Source organism: Escherichia ruysiae (genome assembly GCF_031323975.1).
GTDB lineage: Bacteria > Pseudomonadota > Gammaproteobacteria > Enterobacterales > Enterobacteriaceae > Escherichia > Escherichia ruysiae.
The window spans coordinates 2,422,409-2,440,809 of sequence record NZ_JAVIWS010000001.1; the positions used below are offsets into that span (position 1 = coordinate 2,422,409).

Genomic DNA, 18,401 nt, shown 5'->3' on the forward strand with positions numbered 1-18,401 from the left:
AAATCTAACTTTTGCTGCTCTGAAGCTCTTGCGAAAACTCAGCAACGTCATTTTGACGCTGTCGTTCCATGGCGATCGCGCCAAAGTGCGTTAACGTACAGAAAATAATGCAGCAGATAACACCAGCAAGCAGAAGATAAAAACCGCCATCCCAACCAACCTGATCGACCATAACACCAAACAGACTTGTTCCAAGCGTTGCGCCAAGAATATAGCTCATAAAACCACGCAAACCGACTGCGGAACCCACGGCAAAACTGGGGACAATTTCCATTGTCTGAACAGAAGCCAGGAACTGCGGTACATAGATAAGGCAGCCTACGCAAGCAGCAAAAATGGTAATAGAGAGCAGAGAGTCACTTTTCCAGTAGCCCAGCAGGCAGAAGAAAATTAATACCATACTGATAATAGCGGGTGGCATACGGCGACCACGAAATAATTTATCACTCAACCAACCAGCAAATAATGTAGTTGGAATCGCCGCCCATTCGAAGATTAAAAATGCCGTGCTCATTTCAGTCTTCGTAAAATGTTTCACACTTAACAGGTAAATAGGCAACCAACTGATAATTCCGAAACGCACCATATAGACAAAAACATCAACGAAAGAGACGAACCATGCGTTCTTGTTTTTTAGCACATAGGTACAAAAAATTTGCCAGGCCGTCATATCTTCCGGCGCACGATCATCTTTTGCTTTAATGCTGACGTCGTCCGGGACGATTTCGCTTAATGGCGGCAAACCTTCACTTACGGGCGAACCTTTACCTGACATCAGTACCACTATAGCAATGACAACAGATACAATCGCTGGAACAACATATGTTGCTATTTTCCAGTGTTCAGTCCCCAGCACAGCAAATGCACCACCAACAATCGGAGCAACAATACCGCCCCCGACATTGTGTGAAATATTCCAGACCGCACCGACGATGCCTCGTTCTTTACGAGGGAACCAGTTGGCTATTGTAATAAACGAAGGACCAACCCCCATCCCTTGAAAGAGACCGTTTAAAACAACAAGTCCCGCAAACATCCAGAAAGCAAAACTAAATCCAAGCGCCACGTTAACGAGAGCACAAAGAACCAAACCCACAGCCATATAGACTTTAGGATTCGCTTTATCTGCCAGACTACTCATTACCCCTTTACTAATACCGTAGGCGATCAGCATACAACTGCTAAGTAGACCTATTTGAGTCGCAGACAGATTAAGATCTTGCTTTAAATAAGGTGTGGAAAGAACAAAGTTATTCCTGACAATATAATACGAAAGATAACCGATAAATACGCTAAATAGCGCCTGCATACGATAACGATTATACGTATTCTTTATTTCACTTTCAGGAACCTTATGTGTTGCCACTTTAGGTTTCAATAGAGAAAGCATATATCACCTTCCAGTTCATAGAGTTATTTAAAACAGCAATGCCAGTTGCTACTCTCTGAAGAGTATTGCAAAAGCCCTTGCTTCATTGGTTTTAAAGATAGTGAAGCAAGTGAGTTTAAGTTACAATACAGGGCATATGAGTCAAAACTGACTCAAAAATACAAATATCATGTTCCATTTCTTTCCCATTTTTATATCTCAAAATAGAACAAAGCCATTATTTCAGCATTAACGGGTTACAACAGCCCCAATAAAAAAATAATGACTTTTATTAATTTTTTCAGTTTTTGAGGTCAGTCACATATTTTGCATCCATATACGTGATCATTGAAGAGACTCGATTTTACCCTGTTGGAAGATCATGCTACGCAACATGAAAATTTTCATCACCGTTCAACAACCAGCAGGGATTAAGGATTTTCATGGTATCCTTCGTGATAAGCACATTTGCGCTCAAGTTAAAGCCATTGTTCCGGCTTCTGAAGGCTGGTGCAAAGAAACTATAGAATCCGGTCAGGGCCTGAATCCGATAGCACGAATATCGAAATTAATTACCGGAAATAGCTGTAACAATCGCTATTTCCGCAAGATACACATGTTCAGATGTGCAATATTGATCTTTTTTTGATAACCGCTTCCGGATATAGTGACGCTCGTTACATCTGAATTAATGAAATTTCCGATACTGACACCAGCGTCTTACAGTCATTATGTATATTAGCTAACGGATAATGATATGAATTACAGCGTAAGAGTTTTTCTCTCGTTAATAGGATTTTTGACATGATTCGTATTATACAACGAGCATTAATCTGTTGGGTTTTATGCGTCAATGTCACCTCAGCGCAAGAGCTGGTGATTGCAACAACGCTTTCTTCGGAAGCGACGGAACACATTATTAGTCAATGGCAAAAACAACCACTGGCAACCAAAATCCGAACGCTTAACCGAACCAGTGCATCCATTGAGCGCCTGCTAGAAAATCCATTGGGTGAAAATATTGATCTGGTACTGAGTTCATCCCCCATGTTGCTACAGCGGTTGCAAAGTAAAAATCTGCTCCAGCCTTTTAATAATCAAATCGAAACAAGCAGAAAGTTAGTCCCCGAATCTATTCGTTCAACCACCGTTGCGGTTGCGGTATCGGGCTATGGCATCCTGATCAATGTGGCGCATCTGGAAGATAAAAATGAGCCAGTGCCTACTTCATGGAAGGAATTGAGCAGGTCACGTTATCAAGGAACACTATTAATGAGCAGCCCTTCACGTTCAGATACCACACATCTGATGATTGAAGATCTCCTGCAACAACAAGGATGGAGTAATGGTTGGGGTACGCTACTGAAAATAGGCGGTAATCTCGCTACCATTTCATCTCGCAGCTTTGGCGTAGCAAATAAGATCAGTACAGGGCTGGGTGACGCAGGTCCAGTCATCGACAATTACGCTAACGTACTGCTTAATAATTCAACTTTACGTTTCAGTTATTTCCCCAACTCTCGCGCAGCGCCAATGTTTATTGCCATCGCAAACGGCAGTAAACACCCACAGGAGGCGGGGCGTTTTATTAATTTTTTGTTGAGCCAGGAAGGACAACAGGCATTGAGCGATTCTGATTCAGGAAAGTATCCGGTATATCCGCTACCCTCCGGTACTCCACTCGCGGATCAACAATTGCGATTATTTGCCTCTCCTTCCCTTGATTATCCGTTGATTATGCAGCGCCAAAAGCTTGTGCAATTGTTATTTGATAATGCGATTACTGTTCGCCTTACCGAACTTCAAAACAGCTGGAAATCATTATATGCCGCAGAACATCGGCTTAAGCGTAAATTGCCAGATGTGCGTGCATTATTAACAGCAGTTCCTGTTACCCCGGAGCAGTCCGTTAATGCCATGTACCTGCAGCAATTCGAACTGCAATCAGGCTTTCGTGAAGCTCAGCTCATGGCATGGCAGCAGTTTTTCCTGCATCAGCAGCAATTGGTGAACACACAACTTGAGTCGTTAAAGTGAAACAACTACATACTATAGGGACGAGCTTACGGCTCGCCTTTGTTTTTAGCGCCATTCTTACGCTATTCGTTAGCGTAGTCAGCCTCTATTCCTGGTATGAACAAAATTCTCAGGTTCGCTACGCGCTTGATGATTATTTCCCGAGGATTCAGGCTTCATTTCTTTTTGAAGAAAACCTCACCGCATTGGTAAACGAATTTAATGAGCTACAACAGACAACCAATACCGCTAGTCGTCTTCAGGTGAGGGAGCAAATTGAACAACGGCTACAAAAAATTAAGGCCATTAATCCTCATCTTGATTCAGTACATCAACGTGCGCTTAACCAACAGGTCGCCAGTAGTGACAGACTGCTTAACAAGCTCGATAACGCATTGAACAACAACAATCAGGAAAAAGGAAAACTCGACGTTATATCCTCAAGAGTTAACTGGCTGCATGATGACTTTAATAATGAACTCAACTCACTTACCCAGGATTTAAGTTGGCAACAATCGTCGTTGCTAAATCAACTCAGCCAACGAAAAGATCTACCCGAAAAACAGAGTTTGCAAAATGCTCAGCAAACTATTCAAAAAGAATTGCAGCTCGTTTTCGAACTTTCACATATAGAAACCCAAATCGTCAGTACGCTAAAGGAGATGCTTAACACGCATAGCAGAGATATAGACGCGTTGAAACAACATATTCAGTATTTGAATTTTTTGAAACACAGCATTGACGAAAATGTGCGGTCGTTATCTTCTTATTCCAGTACCATCACATTACACCAGACAGTTTATTCCTTGTGGGAACTGGGTACTCAGCAAAATTATCTACCCGGAACCCTGGCTGCCTGGCAACAAGCTCAACAAACTCTCATGAGTACTATCGGGGATAAAGAGCGTGTATTTACGCAAATACGTGCTCAATTAGAAACGCAATTAGGTAATAGCCATCAACAATTACAAACATTCAATCTACGATTGGAAAAAATAATGCAAATCAGCGGGCTATTGATTTTGGCAGCTATGGTTACCGCCTTACTGTTCGTTATTCTGGTAAATTACCTCTACATTCGTCCCAGAATGATCCGCCGATTTCGGTTACTGAATGATGCCGTTGTCAAGTTAAGCAATGGTGAACTCGATGCTGATATCCCTGTCTCCGGTAACGATGAACTTGGGAGAATTGCCAACCTGCTCCGCCAGACCATTGAGAAAATTAATCAACAGCAACGTCAACTGGGACAGGAAATATGCGAGCGTATCGCGACAGAAAAAAACCTTCGTACAACGCAAAGTGAATTGATCCAAACTGCAAAACTGGCCGTGGTTGGGCAGACAATGACAACACTGGCACATGAAATTAATCAACCACTTAATGCCTTATCTATGTATCTTTTCAGCGCCAACCGCGCGCTGGAACAACAAGACGTTGGTTTGGTGAAAAATTATATTGTTACTATGCGATCGTTAGTCGAGCGTATGGATAACATCGTTAAAAGATTGCGCAACTTCGCCCGCCGTCGAGATAGTGAACTGGCTGGCGGTGCAATCAATTTACAGCAGGTAATTTATTCGTCCTGGGAACTTCTGGCGTTGAAACATCGATCACAGAAGGCCTCTCTTCACTACCCTGATAATTTCCCTGCCGTTTATGGTGATGATGTCTTGATTCAACAAGTTTTAGTTAATTTGTTTACGAATGCCCTGGAAGCCAGTCTGGAGCAATCACCCACAATAACCATCAGCTTTGAAGAAGAAGCCTCCACTGTAACGCTATATATTGCTGATAATGGAAAAGGCTGGCCAGTGCATCTGGCTGATCGACTATTAACGCCTTTTACCACGGACAAAGCTGTAGGTTTGGGTATTGGCCTTTCGATTAGCCATTCTATTATGCGCCAGTGCCAGGGAGAGTTATATATCGCGTCAACTCTCGACCGCCATGCGCTGGTTATTCTACGTTTCAGGAAACTTTAAGCATGACAGACACTACCCCAACAATTCTGTTAATTGATGACGACAATGATGTTCTGCTAGCCTACAGCACTCTCTTACAGCAAGAGGGTTATGTCGTATGTACCTGTAGCAACCCTTCTGAGGCTCTACAATTACTGCAAAATACGTGGGAAGGCATCGTGGTGTGCGACGTTTGTATGCCGGATATTTCAGGCATCACGCTGCTGGAAAAAATAATGCTTATCGACCCTCATCTTCCCATTCTGATGATCACCGGGCATGGCGATGTCCCCATGGCCGTTGAAGCAGTAAAAAAGGGAGCGTGGGATTTCCTGCAAAAGCCGATCAATCCAGAACAATTTCTCTCACTTATCGAAAAAGCACTGGCTGAACGTGAAGCTTATCTGGAACAAAAAAAATGGCGACACGCTCAGTTTAATCGGCACTTAATCGGTAACAGTGGTTGGATTCGCCAGACACGTCAACAGCTTGAAACGCTGGCAGAAACCGATCTTCCCGTCTGCTTTTACGGCGAACCTGGCACAGGAAGAACATTAGCCGCCCACTATCTTCATCAATTTAGTTCTCGCAAGGAAAGACCTTTAATTGAACGCACACTCAGCGCCAATAGCCAGCAGCCGTTGGAAGAATGGGTGAAAGAAGCAGAAGGTGGCACGCTGTTATTAAAAGAACTTGAGCATTTAACGCCAGAAAATCAGCGCGCCTTGATCCAGTACCAGGAAAGACCCCAGGATCGGTCATTTCGTCTGATTGTTGTTAATCAAAGCCCTCTGGCTGAACTGGCTGCCGCACAAAAAATTATTCCTGCATTGTATTTTCTTTTTTCACTCACCCACATTGAATGCCCACCACTCTGCCAGCGTCCGGGGGATATTGAACCTATTTTTCACCATTATCTGACCCTCACCTGTAAACGATTAAATCGCCAGCAGCCACTGCTGGGAAAAGCTTTTTATAAGCGACTGATGGCGCGTACCTGGCCTGGTAATATTATTGAATTGGTGAATGCGGCAGAACTGGTGGCAGTCGGCGTTTTAATGCTGGACGATTCGGTCAGTTTGCAGATGATGGAGACGGATCCAGCCCCGCTGGATGAACTCGTAGAATCTTATGAAAGACAAATAATTATTGATGCTCTCAACTTCCATCAGGGTCGTATCAACGACGTTGCCGATTACTTTCAGATACCCAGGAAAAAGCTGTATTTGCGCATGAAAAAATACGGTATTGATAAAATGGATTTTCGCTATGAGAAGAAAGATAAAAAGACACAAACTCAATGAGTTATGTTGATAATGTAGGTTTTCAGGCACAAAAAAAGCGCCGTGCGGCGCTTTTTTCGGAAATCCGGTCTTATTTGCTGCCCGGGATGCTGAAACGCTTGTTGAAGCGGTCAACACGGCCACCGGTAGCAACATCACGCTGTTTGCCAGTGAAGAACGGGTGGCACTTGCTGCACACGTCGAGGTTCAGGTCATGACCAACGGTGGAGCGGATTTTCATTACGTTACCGCAAGAGCAGCTAGCAGTAATTTCTTCGTATTTCGGGTGAATATCTTTTTTCATGGGAAAACCTCGGTTTAAGGCCGCGTCGCTCTTCCAGCCCTAACGCCAGACACCACGCGATGTTTAAAGTATAGTTTCAATACGATCATTTCGTATCAAAGGCGCCGAATCATACAGAAATTAACCAGCGTATGCAAACTGATCCGCACTCCTCTACGGCAATGTGTATACTGTTCCACCGAATTTCAAGTCAGGATGATGCTATGCCCGTTGCTCACGTTGCCTTGCCCGTTCCGCTTCCCCGAACCTTTGACTATCTGCTGCCTGAAGGCATGACGGTTAAAGCCGGGTGTCGCGTGCGCGTGCCGTTTGGTAAACAGCAGGAGCGCATCGGGATTGTGGTGTCCGTTAGCGATGTCAGCGAGCTGCCGCTCAACGAGCTAAAAGCGGTAGTTGAAGTGCTGGACGTTGAGCCGGTATTTACTCACTCCGTCTGGCGATTACTGCTATGGGCGGCGGATTATTATCATCATCCAATTGGCGATGTGTTGTTTCATGCCTTGCCGATTTTACTGCGCCAGGGGCGACCTGCAGCGAACGCGCCCATGTGGTACTGGTTTGCCACCGAGCACGGTCAGGCGGTAGATATCAACAGCCTGAAACGTTCGCCAAAGCAACAACAGGCACTGGCGGCATTGCGACAAGGGAAAATCTGGCGCGACCAGGTTGCCACTCTCGAATTTAATGATGCCGCGCTACAGGCACTGCGCAAAAAAGGTCTGTGTGATTTAGCAAGTGAAACACCAGAGTTTAGTGACTGGCGAACGAACTACGCCGTTTCTGGCGAGCGGTTGCGACTGAATACTGAACAAGCCACCGCCGTTGGCGCCATCCATAGCGCGGCAGATACCTTTTCCGCCTGGCTGCTGGCGGGCGTCACCGGCTCCGGTAAAACGGAAGTTTATCTCAGCGTGCTGGAAAACGTGCTCGCCCAGGGCAAACAGGCGCTGGTAATGGTGCCGGAAATCGGCCTGACACCGCAAACTATCGCCCGTTTTCGTGAACGCTTTAATGCCCCCGTGGAAGTTCTGCATTCTGGCCTGAACGACAGCGAACGCCTTTCGGCGTGGCTAAAAGCGAAAAATGGCGAGGCGGCGATTGTGATTGGCACCCGCTCCGCGCTGTTTACACCGTTTAAAAATCTCGGTGTGATTGTTATCGATGAAGAGCACGACAGCTCCTACAAGCAACAGGAAGGCTGGCGCTACCATGCCCGCGACCTGGCGGTGTATCGCGCGCACAGTGAGCAAATCCCAATTATTCTCGGTTCGGCAACGCCGGCACTTGAAACGTTATGCAACGTGCAGCAGAAAAAATACCGTCTGCTGCGCCTGACGCGTCGGGCGGGTAATGCGCGTCCGGCAATTCAACACGTGCTGGATTTAAAAGGTCAGAAGGTGCAGGCGGGGCTGGCTCCGGCGTTGATCAGCCGTATGCGCCAGCATTTACAGGCCGACAACCAGGTTATCCTCTTTCTTAACCGCCGGGGTTTTGCGCCTGCGCTGCTGTGCCACGACTGTGGCTGGATAGCCGAATGCCCGCGCTGCGATCACTACTACACATTGCATCAGGCGCAGCAGCATCTGCGCTGTCATCACTGCGACAGCCAGCGCCCAGTGCCGCGCCAGTGCCCTTCCTGCGGCTCCACGCATCTTGTGCCGGTGGGCCTGGGCACCGAGCAGCTTGAGCAGACGCTTGCCCCGATGTTCCCTGGTGTACCCATTTCACGTATTGATCGTGACACTACCAGCCGCAAAGGTGCGCTGGAACAACAACTGGCGGAAGTACATCGCGGCGGCGCGCGGATTTTGATTGGCACGCAAATGCTGGCGAAAGGTCACCACTTTCCGGATGTCACACTTGTGGCATTACTGGACGTGGACGGTGCGCTGTTTTCTGCCGATTTTCGATCCGCAGAACGTTTCGCCCAGCTTTACACCCAGGTCGCTGGTCGTGCGGGGCGTGCCGGTAAACAGGGCGAAGTGGTGCTGCAAACGCATCATCCGGAACATCCTCTCTTGCAAACATTGCTCTATAAAGGCTATGACGCCTTTGCAGAACAGGCGCTGGCCGAGCGGCGTATGATGCAGCTACCACCGTGGACCAGCCACGTGATTGTGCGCGCCGAAGATCATAACAATCAGCACGCGTCGCTGTTCCTGCAACAGTTGCGAAATCTCATCCTCTCCAGTCCGCTGGCGGATGAGAAACTGTGGGTTCTCGGCCCGGTTCCAGCACTGGCACCCAAACGTGGCGGTCGCTGGCGCTGGCAGATCCTGCTGCAACATCCTTCCCGCGTGCGCTTACAGCACATCATTAACGGTACGCTGGCGCTTATTAATACAATACCGGATTCACGGAAAGTGAAATGGGTGCTGGATGTCGATCCTATTGAGGGTTAAACCGCTAATGATGCGAGGCGGATCGAAAAATTAAATATTCATCACACTTTTCATGAAAATTCTGTAACCGTTTTCACGCGCTATCTGCTAAAAATGTTGCCGATGTGAAGTAAACACGGATGTAGTACGCCTGACGTGCCAGGCGAGGAGTGAGAGTGAAAGCGAAGAAGCAGGAAACTGCCGCAACCATGAAAGACGTCGCCCTGAAAGCAAAAGTCTCTACGGCAACCGTCTCCCGAGCGTTAATGAATCCAGATAAGGTCTCCCTGGCGACTCGTAACCGGGTTGAAAAAGCCGCCCGGGATGTGGGTTATTTACCGCAGCCGATGGGGCGTAACGTCAAGCGTAATGAGTCCCGCACCATTCTGGTGATTGTCCCGGATATCTGTGATCCCTTCTTTAGCGAAATTATTCGCGGAATCGAAATTACGGCAGCAAGTCATGGGTATCTGGTACTGATTGGCGACTGTGCACATCAAAACCAGCAGGAAAAAACCTTTATCGATTTGATAATCACTAAGCAAATTGATGGCATGTTGCTGCTCGGTTCAAGGCTGCCGTTTGATGCCAGCATTGAGGAACAGCGTAATCTGCCGCCGATGGTGATGGCGAACGAATTTGCACCGGAGCTGGAACTGCCTACAGTTCATATCGACAACCTGACCGCTGCATTTGATGCGGTAAATTACCTGTATGAACAGGGGCATAAATTGATCGGCTGTATTGCTGGGCCGGAAGAAATGCCGCTGTGTCACTATCGCCTGCAAGGCTACGTTCAGGCTCTGCGTCGCTGCGGAATTATGGTTGATCCACAATACATCGCCCGTGGCGACTTCACCTTCGACGCCGGAAGCAAAGCCATGCAGCAGTTGCTCGACCTTCCGCAACCGCCAACTGCTGTTTTCTGTCATAGCGATGTGATGGCACTTGGCGCACTTTCGCAGGCAAAACGTCAGGGGCTGAAAGTTCCTGATGACCTTTCCATAATCGGTTTTGATAACATCGACCTGACGCAATTTTGTGATCCGCCACTGACAACCATCGCACAGCCGCGCTATGAAATTGGTCGCGAGGCAATGTTGCTATTGCTTGACCAAATGCAGGGGCAAACGGTCGGCAGTGGCTCACGTTTAATGGACTGCGAGCTTATTATCCGGGGATCGACACGCACATTGACTTAAAGTAAACCTTTAAGGCTTCCGTGACTGGTCAAAGGCCCGCCGCTTAAGTAACATGGCGGGCTGACGAACGAATAAATACAGCGAAACGATAGTGGCACAACGAGATTATGTACGCCGCAGCCAACCGGCACCTTCGCGGCGAAAAAAGAGTACCTCACGGAAAAAGCAACGAAATCTGCCTGCGGTTTCTCCCGCAATGGTCGCTATTGCTGCCGCCGTTCTTGTGACCTTTATCGGTGGTCTGTACTTCATTACGCATCACAAGAAAGAAGAGTCCGAGACGCTGCAAAGCCAGAAAGTGACCGGAAACGGACTACCTCCGAAACCGGAAGAACGCTGGCGCTACATTAAAGAGCTGGAAAGTCGCCAGCCGGGTGTGCGTGCGCCAACAGAACCTTCTGCCGGTGGTGAAGTAAAAACGCCGGAGCAACTGACACCAGAACAGCGCCAGCTTCTTGAACAAATGCAGGCCGATATGCGCCAGCAGCCAACGCAGTTAGTTGAAGTTCCGTGGAATGAGCAAACGCCAGAACAGCGCCAGCAAACGCTACAACGCCAGCGTCAGGCGCAGCAGTTAGCGGAACAGCAACGCCTGGCTCAGCAGTCACGTACAACCGAACAAAGCTGGCAGCAACAGACGCGTACGTCGCAAGCCGCGCCGGTTCAGTCGCAACCGCGCCAGTCAAAACCGGCTTCTACTCAGCAGCCGTACCAGGATCTGCTGCAAACCCCTGCGCACACTAGCGCGCAGTCGAAGCCGCAGCAAGCTGCGCCAGTTGCTCGTGCAGCTGACGCGCCAAAACCGACGGCGGAGAAAAAAGATGAACGCCGCTGGATGGTACAGTGCGGTTCGTTCAGAGGGGCAGAACAGGCAGAGACAGTACGTGCTCAACTGGCGTTCGAAGGCTTTGACTCGAAAATTACCACCAACAATGGCTGGAATCGTGTGGTCATTGGCCCGGTGAAAGGCAAAGAGAACGCAGACAGCACCCTCAATCGGTTGAAGATGGCGGGTCATACAAACTGCATTCGGCTCGCCGCCGGGGGTTGAAACCCTCAAAATCCCCCCCATCTATAATTGCATTATGCCCCGTACTTTTGTACGGGGTTTGTACTCTGTATTCGTAACCAAGGGGTCAGCTCGTGACAACTATAGTAAGCGTACGCCGTAACGGCCATGTGGTCATCGCTGGTGATGGTCAGGCCACATTGGGCAATACCGTAATGAAAGGCAACGTGAAAAAGGTCCGCCGTCTGTACAACGACAAAGTCATCGCGGGCTTTGCGGGCGGTACTGCGGATGCTTTTACGCTGTTCGAACTGTTTGAACGTAAGCTGGAAATGCATCAGGGCCATCTGGTTAAAGCGGCCGTTGAACTGGCAAAAGACTGGCGTACCGATCGCATGTTGCGCAAACTTGAAGCACTGCTGGCAGTCGCGGATGAAACTGCATCGCTTATCATCACCGGTAACGGTGACGTGGTGCAGCCAGAAAACGATCTTATTGCTATCGGCTCCGGCGGCCCTTACGCCCAGGCTGCGGCGCGCGCGCTGTTAGAAAACACTGAACTTAGCGCCCGTGAAATTGCTGAAAAGGCGTTGGATATTGCAGGCGACATTTGCATCTATACCAACCATTTCCACACCATCGAAGAATTAAGCTACAAAGCGTAAGGATCTCCCATGTCTGAAATGACCCCACGCGAAATCGTCAGCGAACTGGATAAGCACATCATCGGCCAGGACAACGCCAAGCGTTCCGTGGCGATTGCTCTGCGTAACCGCTGGCGTCGCATGCAGCTCAACGAAGAGCTGCGCCATGAAGTGACCCCGAAAAATATCCTGATGATCGGCCCGACCGGTGTCGGTAAAACTGAAATCGCCCGTCGTCTGGCTAAGCTGGCGAATGCGCCGTTCATCAAAGTTGAAGCGACCAAATTCACCGAAGTCGGTTATGTGGGTAAAGAAGTCGATTCTATTATCCGCGACCTGACCGATGCCGCCGTGAAAATGGTGCGCGTACAAGCTATCGAGAAAAACCGTTATCGCGCTGAAGAACTGGCAGAAGAACGTATTCTCGACGTGCTGATCCCACCGGCCAAAAACAACTGGGGACAGACCGAACAGCAGCAGGAGCCGTCCGCTGCCCGTCAGGCATTCCGCAAAAAACTGCGTGAAGGCCAGCTCGATGACAAAGAAATCGAGATCGATCTTGCCGCAGCACCGATGGGCGTTGAAATTATGGCTCCTCCGGGAATGGAAGAGATGACCAGCCAGCTGCAATCCATGTTCCAGAACCTGGGCGGTCAGAAACAAAAAGCGCGTAAGCTGAAAATCAAAGACGCCATGAAGCTGCTGATTGAAGAAGAAGCGGCGAAACTGGTGAATCCGGAAGAACTGAAGCAAGACGCTATCGACGCCGTTGAGCAGCACGGGATCGTGTTTATCGACGAAATCGACAAAATCTGTAAGCGCGGCGAGTCTTCCGGTCCGGATGTTTCTCGTGAAGGCGTTCAGCGTGACCTGCTGCCGCTGGTAGAAGGTTGCACCGTTTCTACCAAACACGGGATGGTCAAAACTGACCACATTCTGTTTATCGCTTCTGGCGCATTCCAGGTAGCGAAACCGTCTGACCTGATCCCGGAACTGCAAGGTCGTCTGCCGATCCGCGTCGAACTCCAGGCGCTGACCACCAGCGACTTCGAGCGCATTCTGACCGAACCGAATGCCTCTATCACCGTGCAGTACAAAGCACTGATGGCGACCGAAGGCGTGAATATCGAATTTACGGATTCCGGTATTAAGCGTATCGCGGAAGCGGCATGGCAGGTGAACGAATCTACCGAAAACATCGGTGCACGCCGTTTACATACCGTTCTGGAGCGTTTAATGGAAGAGATTTCCTACGACGCCAGCGATTTAAGCGGTCAAACTATCACCATTGACGCAGATTATGTGAGCAAACATCTGGATGCGTTGGTGGCAGATGAAGATCTGAGCCGTTTTATCCTATAATCGCGTTCAATCATTTTCATCATTGTTTGATGGGGCTGAAAGGCCCCATTTTTATTGGCGCGTATTATGACTGAACAACAAATTAGCCGAACTCAGCGTGGCTGGAAAGTTTACGACCTAAAACCCTCCCCCTCGCCTTTGCTGCAATTATCGTCGGGACGGCGCTGGCATGGTGGCAAGGTCACTTCGATCCGCTGGTCGCCCTGCTGGCACTGATTACCGCCGGGCTATTACAGATCCTTTCTAACCTCGCCAATGATTACGGCGATGCCGTCAAAGGCAGCGACAAACCTGACCGTATCGGACCACTACGTGGTATGCAAAAAGGGGTTATTACCCAGCAAGAGATGAAACGGGCGCTCATCATTACCGTCGTGCTCATCTGTCTCTCCGGACTGGCGCTGGTCGCAGTGGCGTGCCATACGCTGGCCGATTTTGTCGGCTTCCTGATTCTGGGCGGGTTGTCGATCATCGCCGCAATCACCTACACCGTGGGCAATCGCCCTTATGGTTATATCGGTCTGGGTGATATTTCCGTACTGGTTTTCTTTGGCTGGTTGAGCGTGATGGGGAGCTGGTATTTGCAGGCGCATACGTTGATTCCGGCATTGATCCTTCCGGCGACCGCCTGTGGCCTGCTGGCAACAGCGGTTCTGAATATTAATAACCTGCGTGATATCAATAGCGACCGCGAGAATGGCAAAAATACACTGGTGGTGCGCTTAGGTGCAGTAAACGCGCGTCGTTACCATGCCTGCCTGCTGATCGGCTCACTGGTGTGCCTGGCGCTGTTTAATCTCTTTTCGCTGCACAGCCTGTGGGGCTGGTTGTTCCTGCTGGCAACGCCGTTACTGGTGAAACAGGCTCGTTATGTGATGCGTGAAATGGATCCGGTAGCGATGCGACCAATGCTGGAACGCACTGTCAAGGGCGCATTACTGACTAACTTGCTGTTTGTTTTAGGGATATTCCTAAGCCAGTGGGCAGCATAACTGACAAATATCAATTAACAATTGATGATTTTGCCAACAACCCACATAGCGCGATATACTGAAAATTCTCGCAGCAACTGAATGTTAAGCCTATGAAATACGATACTTCCGAGCTTTGTGACATCTATCAAGAAGATGTCAACGTCGTGGAACCGCTGTTCTCCAACTTTGGTGGACGGGCGTCGTTTGGCGGACAAATCATCACGGTAAAATGTTTCGAGGACAACGGGTTGCTGTATGATCTGCTCGAACAGAATGGTCGTGGTCGTGTTCTTGTCGTCGATGGCGGTGGTTCTGTTCGTCGCGCACTGGTCGATGCTGAACTGGCGCGTCTGGCAGTACAAAATGAATGGGAAGGCCTGGTCATTTACGGCGCGGTGCGTCAGGTAGATGACCTGGAAGAGCTGGATATTGGCATCCAGGCGATGGCCGCAATTCCGGTCGGTGCTGTTGGCGAAGGCATTGGCGAAAGCGATGTCCGCGTCAACTTTGGCGGCGTCACCTTCTTCTCCGGCGACCATCTCTATGCCGACAATACCGGGATTATTCTTTCTGAAGATCCGCTGGATATCGAGTGATAAAAAAGGCACCGCAAGGTGCCTTTTTTCTGCGTTACCTGTTGCCTACACAGTAAATCAATTACGCGAAAGATGAAGCGTAATCAGACCTCTTCCATGCGACCCAGCAGGGCCTGCAGACGTTCCTGCCAGCCGTTCTGCTGTTCTTTCAGATGGTTGTTCTCACGCTCCAGCTCTTCGCGCTGATGCTGGGCATTTTGAACTTCCTGCGACAGTGAGTTGTTCTTTTCTTTCAGCTCTTCGATTTCCATCTGCAACAAAGTGATGGTATCAATCGCCTGCTGTACTTTTGCTTCCAGTTTCTCAAACACTTCTAATGACATTGTCATACCTCTCCTGAATTGCAAGGCGTTGATGGATATATATCCTCGTCCCGATTATCGGTGACGCCTTAATAAATACGTGCACGTTTTCGTTAGCTCCGATTGTATGAAGCCGCGCCATCTCTGTCCAGCAGCACGCCTTGCAGATTCCGGTTTGCCACACTTTTCATCCTTCTCCTGGTGACATAACCCACGTGAATCGAAAATGTTAAAAAATTTGTTGCAAGAATGATTTAACAAACGTGCATCATGTAAGAAGATGTGAAACAAATGGCGCGATAACGCTCATTTTATGACGCGGCACACACATTTTGATTTCGATATTTCTCGTTTTTGCTCGTTAACGATAAATTCACAGGATGCCTACAAGCATCGTGAACGTCAGTGACTTTCACGCTTACAACAAACATTAACTCTTCAGGATCCGATTATGAGTCAAACATCAACCTTGAAAGGCCAGTGCATTGCCGAATTCCTAGGGACCGGGTTGTTGATTTTTTTCGGTGTGGGTTGCGTTGCAGCACTTAAAGTCGCTGGTGCGTCTTTTGGTCAGTGGGAAATCAGTGTCATTTGGGGACTAGGGGTGGCAATGGCCATCTACCTGACCGCAGGGGTTTCCGGCGCGCATCTTAATCCCGCTGTCACTATTGCGTTGTGGCTGTTTGCCTGTTTCGACAAGCGAAAAGTTATTCCTTTTATCATTTCACAAGTTGCCGGTGCTTTCTGCGCTGCGGCATTAGTTTACGGGCTTTACTACAATTTATTCCTCGACTTCGAACAGACCCATCATATTGTTCGCGGCAGCGTCGAAAGTGTTGATCTGGCGGGCACATTCTCTACTTACCCTAACCCTCATATCAATTTTGTGCAGGCTTTCGCAGTTGAAATGGTGATTACCGCTATTCTGATGGGGCTGATCCTGGCGCTCACGGACGATGGTAACGGTGTACCGCGTGGGCCATTGGCACCGTTGTTGATTGGTCTACTGATTGCGGTCATCGGCGCATCTATGGGTCCATTGACGGGCTTTGCCATGAACCCAGCACGTGACTTCGGTCCGAAAGTCTTTGCCTGGCTGGCGGGCTGGGGCAAGGTCGCCTTTACCGGCGGCAGAGACATTCCTTACTTCCTTGTGCCGCTTTTTGGCCCTATCGTTGGCGCGATTGTAGGTGCATTTGCCTACCGCAAACTGATTGGCCGCCATTTGCCTTGCGATATCTGTGTTGTGGAAGAAAAGGAGATCACAACTCCTTCAGAACAAAAAGCTTCACTGTAATGTGACTACGGGACAATTAAACATGACTGAAAAAAAATATATCGTTGCGCTCGACCAGGGCACCACCAGCTCCCGCGCAGTCGTGATGGATCACGATGCCAACATCATTAGCGTGTCACAGCGCGAATTTGAGCAAATCTACCCAAAACCAGGCTGGGTAGAACACGACCCAATGGAAATCTGGGCCACCCAAAGCTCTACGCTGGTAGAAGTGCTGGCGAAAGCCGATATCAGTTCCGATCAAATTGCAGCTATTGGGATTACTAACCAGCGAGAAACCACTATCGTCTGGGAAAAAGAAACCGGCAAGCCTATCTATAACGCCATTGTCTGGCAGTGCCGTCGTACCGCTGAGATCTGCGAGCATCTCAAGCGCGATGGCATGGAAGAGTACATTCGTAATAACACCGGTCTGGTCATTGACCCGTACTTCTCTGGCACCAAAGTGAAGTGGATCCTCGACCATGTGGAAGGCTCCCGCGAGCGTGCGCGTCGTGGTGAACTGCTGTTTGGTACGGTTGATACCTGGCTAATCTGGAAAATGACTCAAGGTCGCGTTCACGTGACCGATTACACCAACGCGTCTCGCACCATGTTGTTCAACATCCATACTCTGGACTGGGACGACAAAATGCTCGACGCACTGGATATCCCGCGCGAGATGCTGCCTGAAGTGCGTCGCTCTTCGGAAGTGTACGGTCAGACCAACATCGGCGGTAAAGGCGGCACGCGTATTCCGATCGCCGGGATCGCGGGTGATCAGCAGGCGGCGCTATTCGGTCAGTTGTGCGTTAAAGAAGGGATGGCGAAGAATACCTATGGTACAGGCTGCTTTATGCTGATGAATACCGGTGAGAAAGCGGTGACATCAGAAAATGGCCTGCTGACCACCATCGCCTGTGGCCCGACTGGCGAAGTGAATTATGCGCTGGAAGGCGCGGTATTTATGGCGGGCGCGTCCATTCAGTGGCTGCGCGATGAAATGAAACTGATTAGCGACGCCGACGATTCCGAATACTTTGCCACCAAAGTGCAAAATACCAACGGCGTATATGTCGTTCCGGCCTTTACCGGCCTGGGCGCGCCGTACTGGGATCCGTATGCGCGCGGGGCGATTTTCGGTCTGACTCGAGGGGTGAATGCTAACCACATCATCCGCGCGACGCTGGAGTCTATTGCTTATCAGACGCGTGACGTACTGGAAGCAATGCAGGCCGACTCCGGCATTCGTCTGCACGCACTGCGCGTGGATGGCGGCGCGGTGGCGAACAATTTCCTGATGCAGTTCCAGTCTGACATCCTCGGCACGCGCGTTGAGCGTCCGGAAGTGCGCGAAGTGACCGCATTGGGTGCAGCCTATCTTGCTGGTCTGGCGGTTGGCTTCTGGCAGAACCTTGACGAGCTGCAAGAGAAAGCGGTGATTGAACGCGAGTTCCGCCCTGGCATCGAAACCACCGAGCGTAATTACCGTTACGCAGGCTGGAAAAAAGCGGTTAAACGCGCGATGGCGTGGGAAGAACACGAGGAGTGATGCCAGGCATCTGAACGATTGCCTGATGCTGATCGCCTGATGCGACGCTTACGCGTCTTATCAGGCCTACGAGCCGATGCCATTTTGTGTAGGCGGGATAAGGCGTTCACGCCGCATCCGGCATCATGCAGACTCTGAAACCGTGCGGGGGCAACCCCGCACACATC

At 49.4% G+C, this 18,401-nt stretch carries 14 protein-coding genes and 1 pseudogene; 12 read left to right on the forward strand and 3 right to left on the reverse strand.

Features of this window, described 5'->3' with window-relative positions:
- Positions 1 to 4: 4 nt before the first annotated feature.
- On the reverse strand, positions 5 to 1,390 hold the full coding sequence (pgtP, locus tag RGV86_RS11780; RefSeq protein ID WP_024212600.1) for a phosphoglycerate transporter PgtP: 1,386 nt from the start codon (positions 1,388 to 1,390) through the stop codon (positions 5 to 7).
- 783 nt (positions 1,391 to 2,173) lie between these two features.
- Between pgtP and RGV86_RS11785 the strand changes: the two genes are divergently transcribed.
- From RGV86_RS11785 to pgtA, 3 genes are read left to right on the forward strand one after another with little or no spacing between them, the layout of a single operon-like run.
- Positions 2,174 to 3,406 (forward strand): ABC transporter substrate-binding protein, encoded by a 1,233-nt coding sequence (locus RGV86_RS11785; protein ID WP_000619303.1) that lies wholly within the window; start codon positions 2,174 to 2,176, stop codon positions 3,404 to 3,406.
- Complete coding sequence (locus RGV86_RS11790; RefSeq protein ID WP_000811380.1) at positions 3,403 to 5,370, forward strand: ATP-binding protein; 1,968 nt, start codon at positions 3,403 to 3,405, stop codon at positions 5,368 to 5,370. The genes RGV86_RS11785 and RGV86_RS11790 overlap by 4 nt, the downstream gene beginning before the upstream one ends.
- Positions 5,371 to 5,372: 2 nt before the next feature.
- Positions 5,373 to 6,653, forward strand: a complete 1,281-nt coding sequence (pgtA, locus tag RGV86_RS11795) for a two-component system response regulator PgtA (protein WP_000132856.1) — start codon at positions 5,373 to 5,375, stop codon at positions 6,651 to 6,653.
- A 70-nt stretch (positions 6,654 to 6,723) separates the two neighbouring features.
- Here the strand turns inward: pgtA and rpmE are convergent, their stop codons facing one another.
- Positions 6,724 to 6,936, reverse strand: a complete 213-nt coding sequence (rpmE, locus tag RGV86_RS11800) for a 50S ribosomal protein L31 (protein ID WP_000710770.1) — start codon at positions 6,934 to 6,936, stop codon at positions 6,724 to 6,726.
- 203 nt (positions 6,937 to 7,139) lie between these two features.
- On the opposite strand from rpmE, the gene priA reads away from it, so the two are divergent.
- The 7 genes and pseudogenes from priA (at position 7,140) to rraA (ending at position 15,104) form a co-directional block, all read left to right on the forward strand.
- Positions 7,140 to 9,338, forward strand: a complete 2,199-nt coding sequence (gene priA / locus RGV86_RS11805; RefSeq protein ID WP_137598377.1) for a primosomal protein N' — start codon at positions 7,140 to 7,142, stop codon at positions 9,336 to 9,338.
- Between the two features lie 155 nt (positions 9,339 to 9,493).
- Complete coding sequence (cytR, locus tag RGV86_RS11810; RefSeq protein ID WP_000644884.1) at positions 9,494 to 10,519, forward strand: DNA-binding transcriptional regulator CytR; 1,026 nt, start codon at positions 9,494 to 9,496, stop codon at positions 10,517 to 10,519.
- Between the two features lie 91 nt (positions 10,520 to 10,610).
- Positions 10,611 to 11,570, forward strand: coding sequence for a cell division protein FtsN (gene ftsN / locus RGV86_RS11815; protein WP_085461444.1), 960 nt, complete (start codon positions 10,611 to 10,613; stop codon positions 11,568 to 11,570).
- A gap of 92 nt (positions 11,571 to 11,662) precedes the next feature.
- The gene (hslV, locus tag RGV86_RS11820; protein ID WP_000208242.1) at positions 11,663 to 12,193 is read left to right on the forward strand and encodes an ATP-dependent protease subunit HslV; all 531 of its coding nucleotides are present in this window, start codon (positions 11,663 to 11,665) and stop codon (positions 12,191 to 12,193) included.
- 9 nt (positions 12,194 to 12,202) lie between these two features.
- Positions 12,203 to 13,534 (forward strand): ATP-dependent protease ATPase subunit HslU, encoded by a 1,332-nt coding sequence (gene hslU, locus RGV86_RS11825; RefSeq protein WP_001293348.1) that lies wholly within the window; start codon positions 12,203 to 12,205, stop codon positions 13,532 to 13,534.
- A gap of 66 nt (positions 13,535 to 13,600) precedes the next feature.
- Positions 13,601 to 14,526 (forward strand): annotated as a pseudogene (menA, locus tag RGV86_RS11830) (1,4-dihydroxy-2-naphthoate polyprenyltransferase).
- A gap of 92 nt (positions 14,527 to 14,618) precedes the next feature.
- Positions 14,619 to 15,104 carry a ribonuclease E activity regulator RraA gene (gene rraA / locus RGV86_RS11835; protein WP_000872912.1) on the forward strand — a complete coding sequence of 162 codons (486 nt, stop codon included), beginning with the start codon at positions 14,619 to 14,621 and terminating at the stop codon, positions 15,102 to 15,104.
- An 83-nt stretch (positions 15,105 to 15,187) separates the two neighbouring features.
- On the opposite strand, the gene zapB is transcribed toward rraA, so the two are convergent.
- Complete coding sequence (gene zapB, locus RGV86_RS11840; protein ID WP_001296623.1) at positions 15,188 to 15,433, reverse strand: septal ring assembly protein ZapB; 246 nt, start codon at positions 15,431 to 15,433, stop codon at positions 15,188 to 15,190.
- 424 nt (positions 15,434 to 15,857) lie between these two features.
- Between zapB and glpF the strand changes: the two genes are divergently transcribed.
- Together glpF and glpK are read left to right on the forward strand one after the other, a co-directional pair.
- Positions 15,858 to 16,703: a glycerol uptake facilitator protein GlpF gene (glpF, locus tag RGV86_RS11845; protein ID WP_000084260.1), complete on the forward strand. Its 846-nt coding sequence runs from the start codon at positions 15,858 to 15,860 to the stop codon at positions 16,701 to 16,703.
- Positions 16,704 to 16,725: 22 nt separating this feature from the next.
- Entirely contained in the window at positions 16,726 to 18,234 is a 1,509-nt protein-coding gene (gene glpK / locus RGV86_RS11850) for a glycerol kinase GlpK (RefSeq protein WP_000136801.1), read from the forward strand.
- Positions 18,235 to 18,401: the final 167 nt, after the last annotated feature.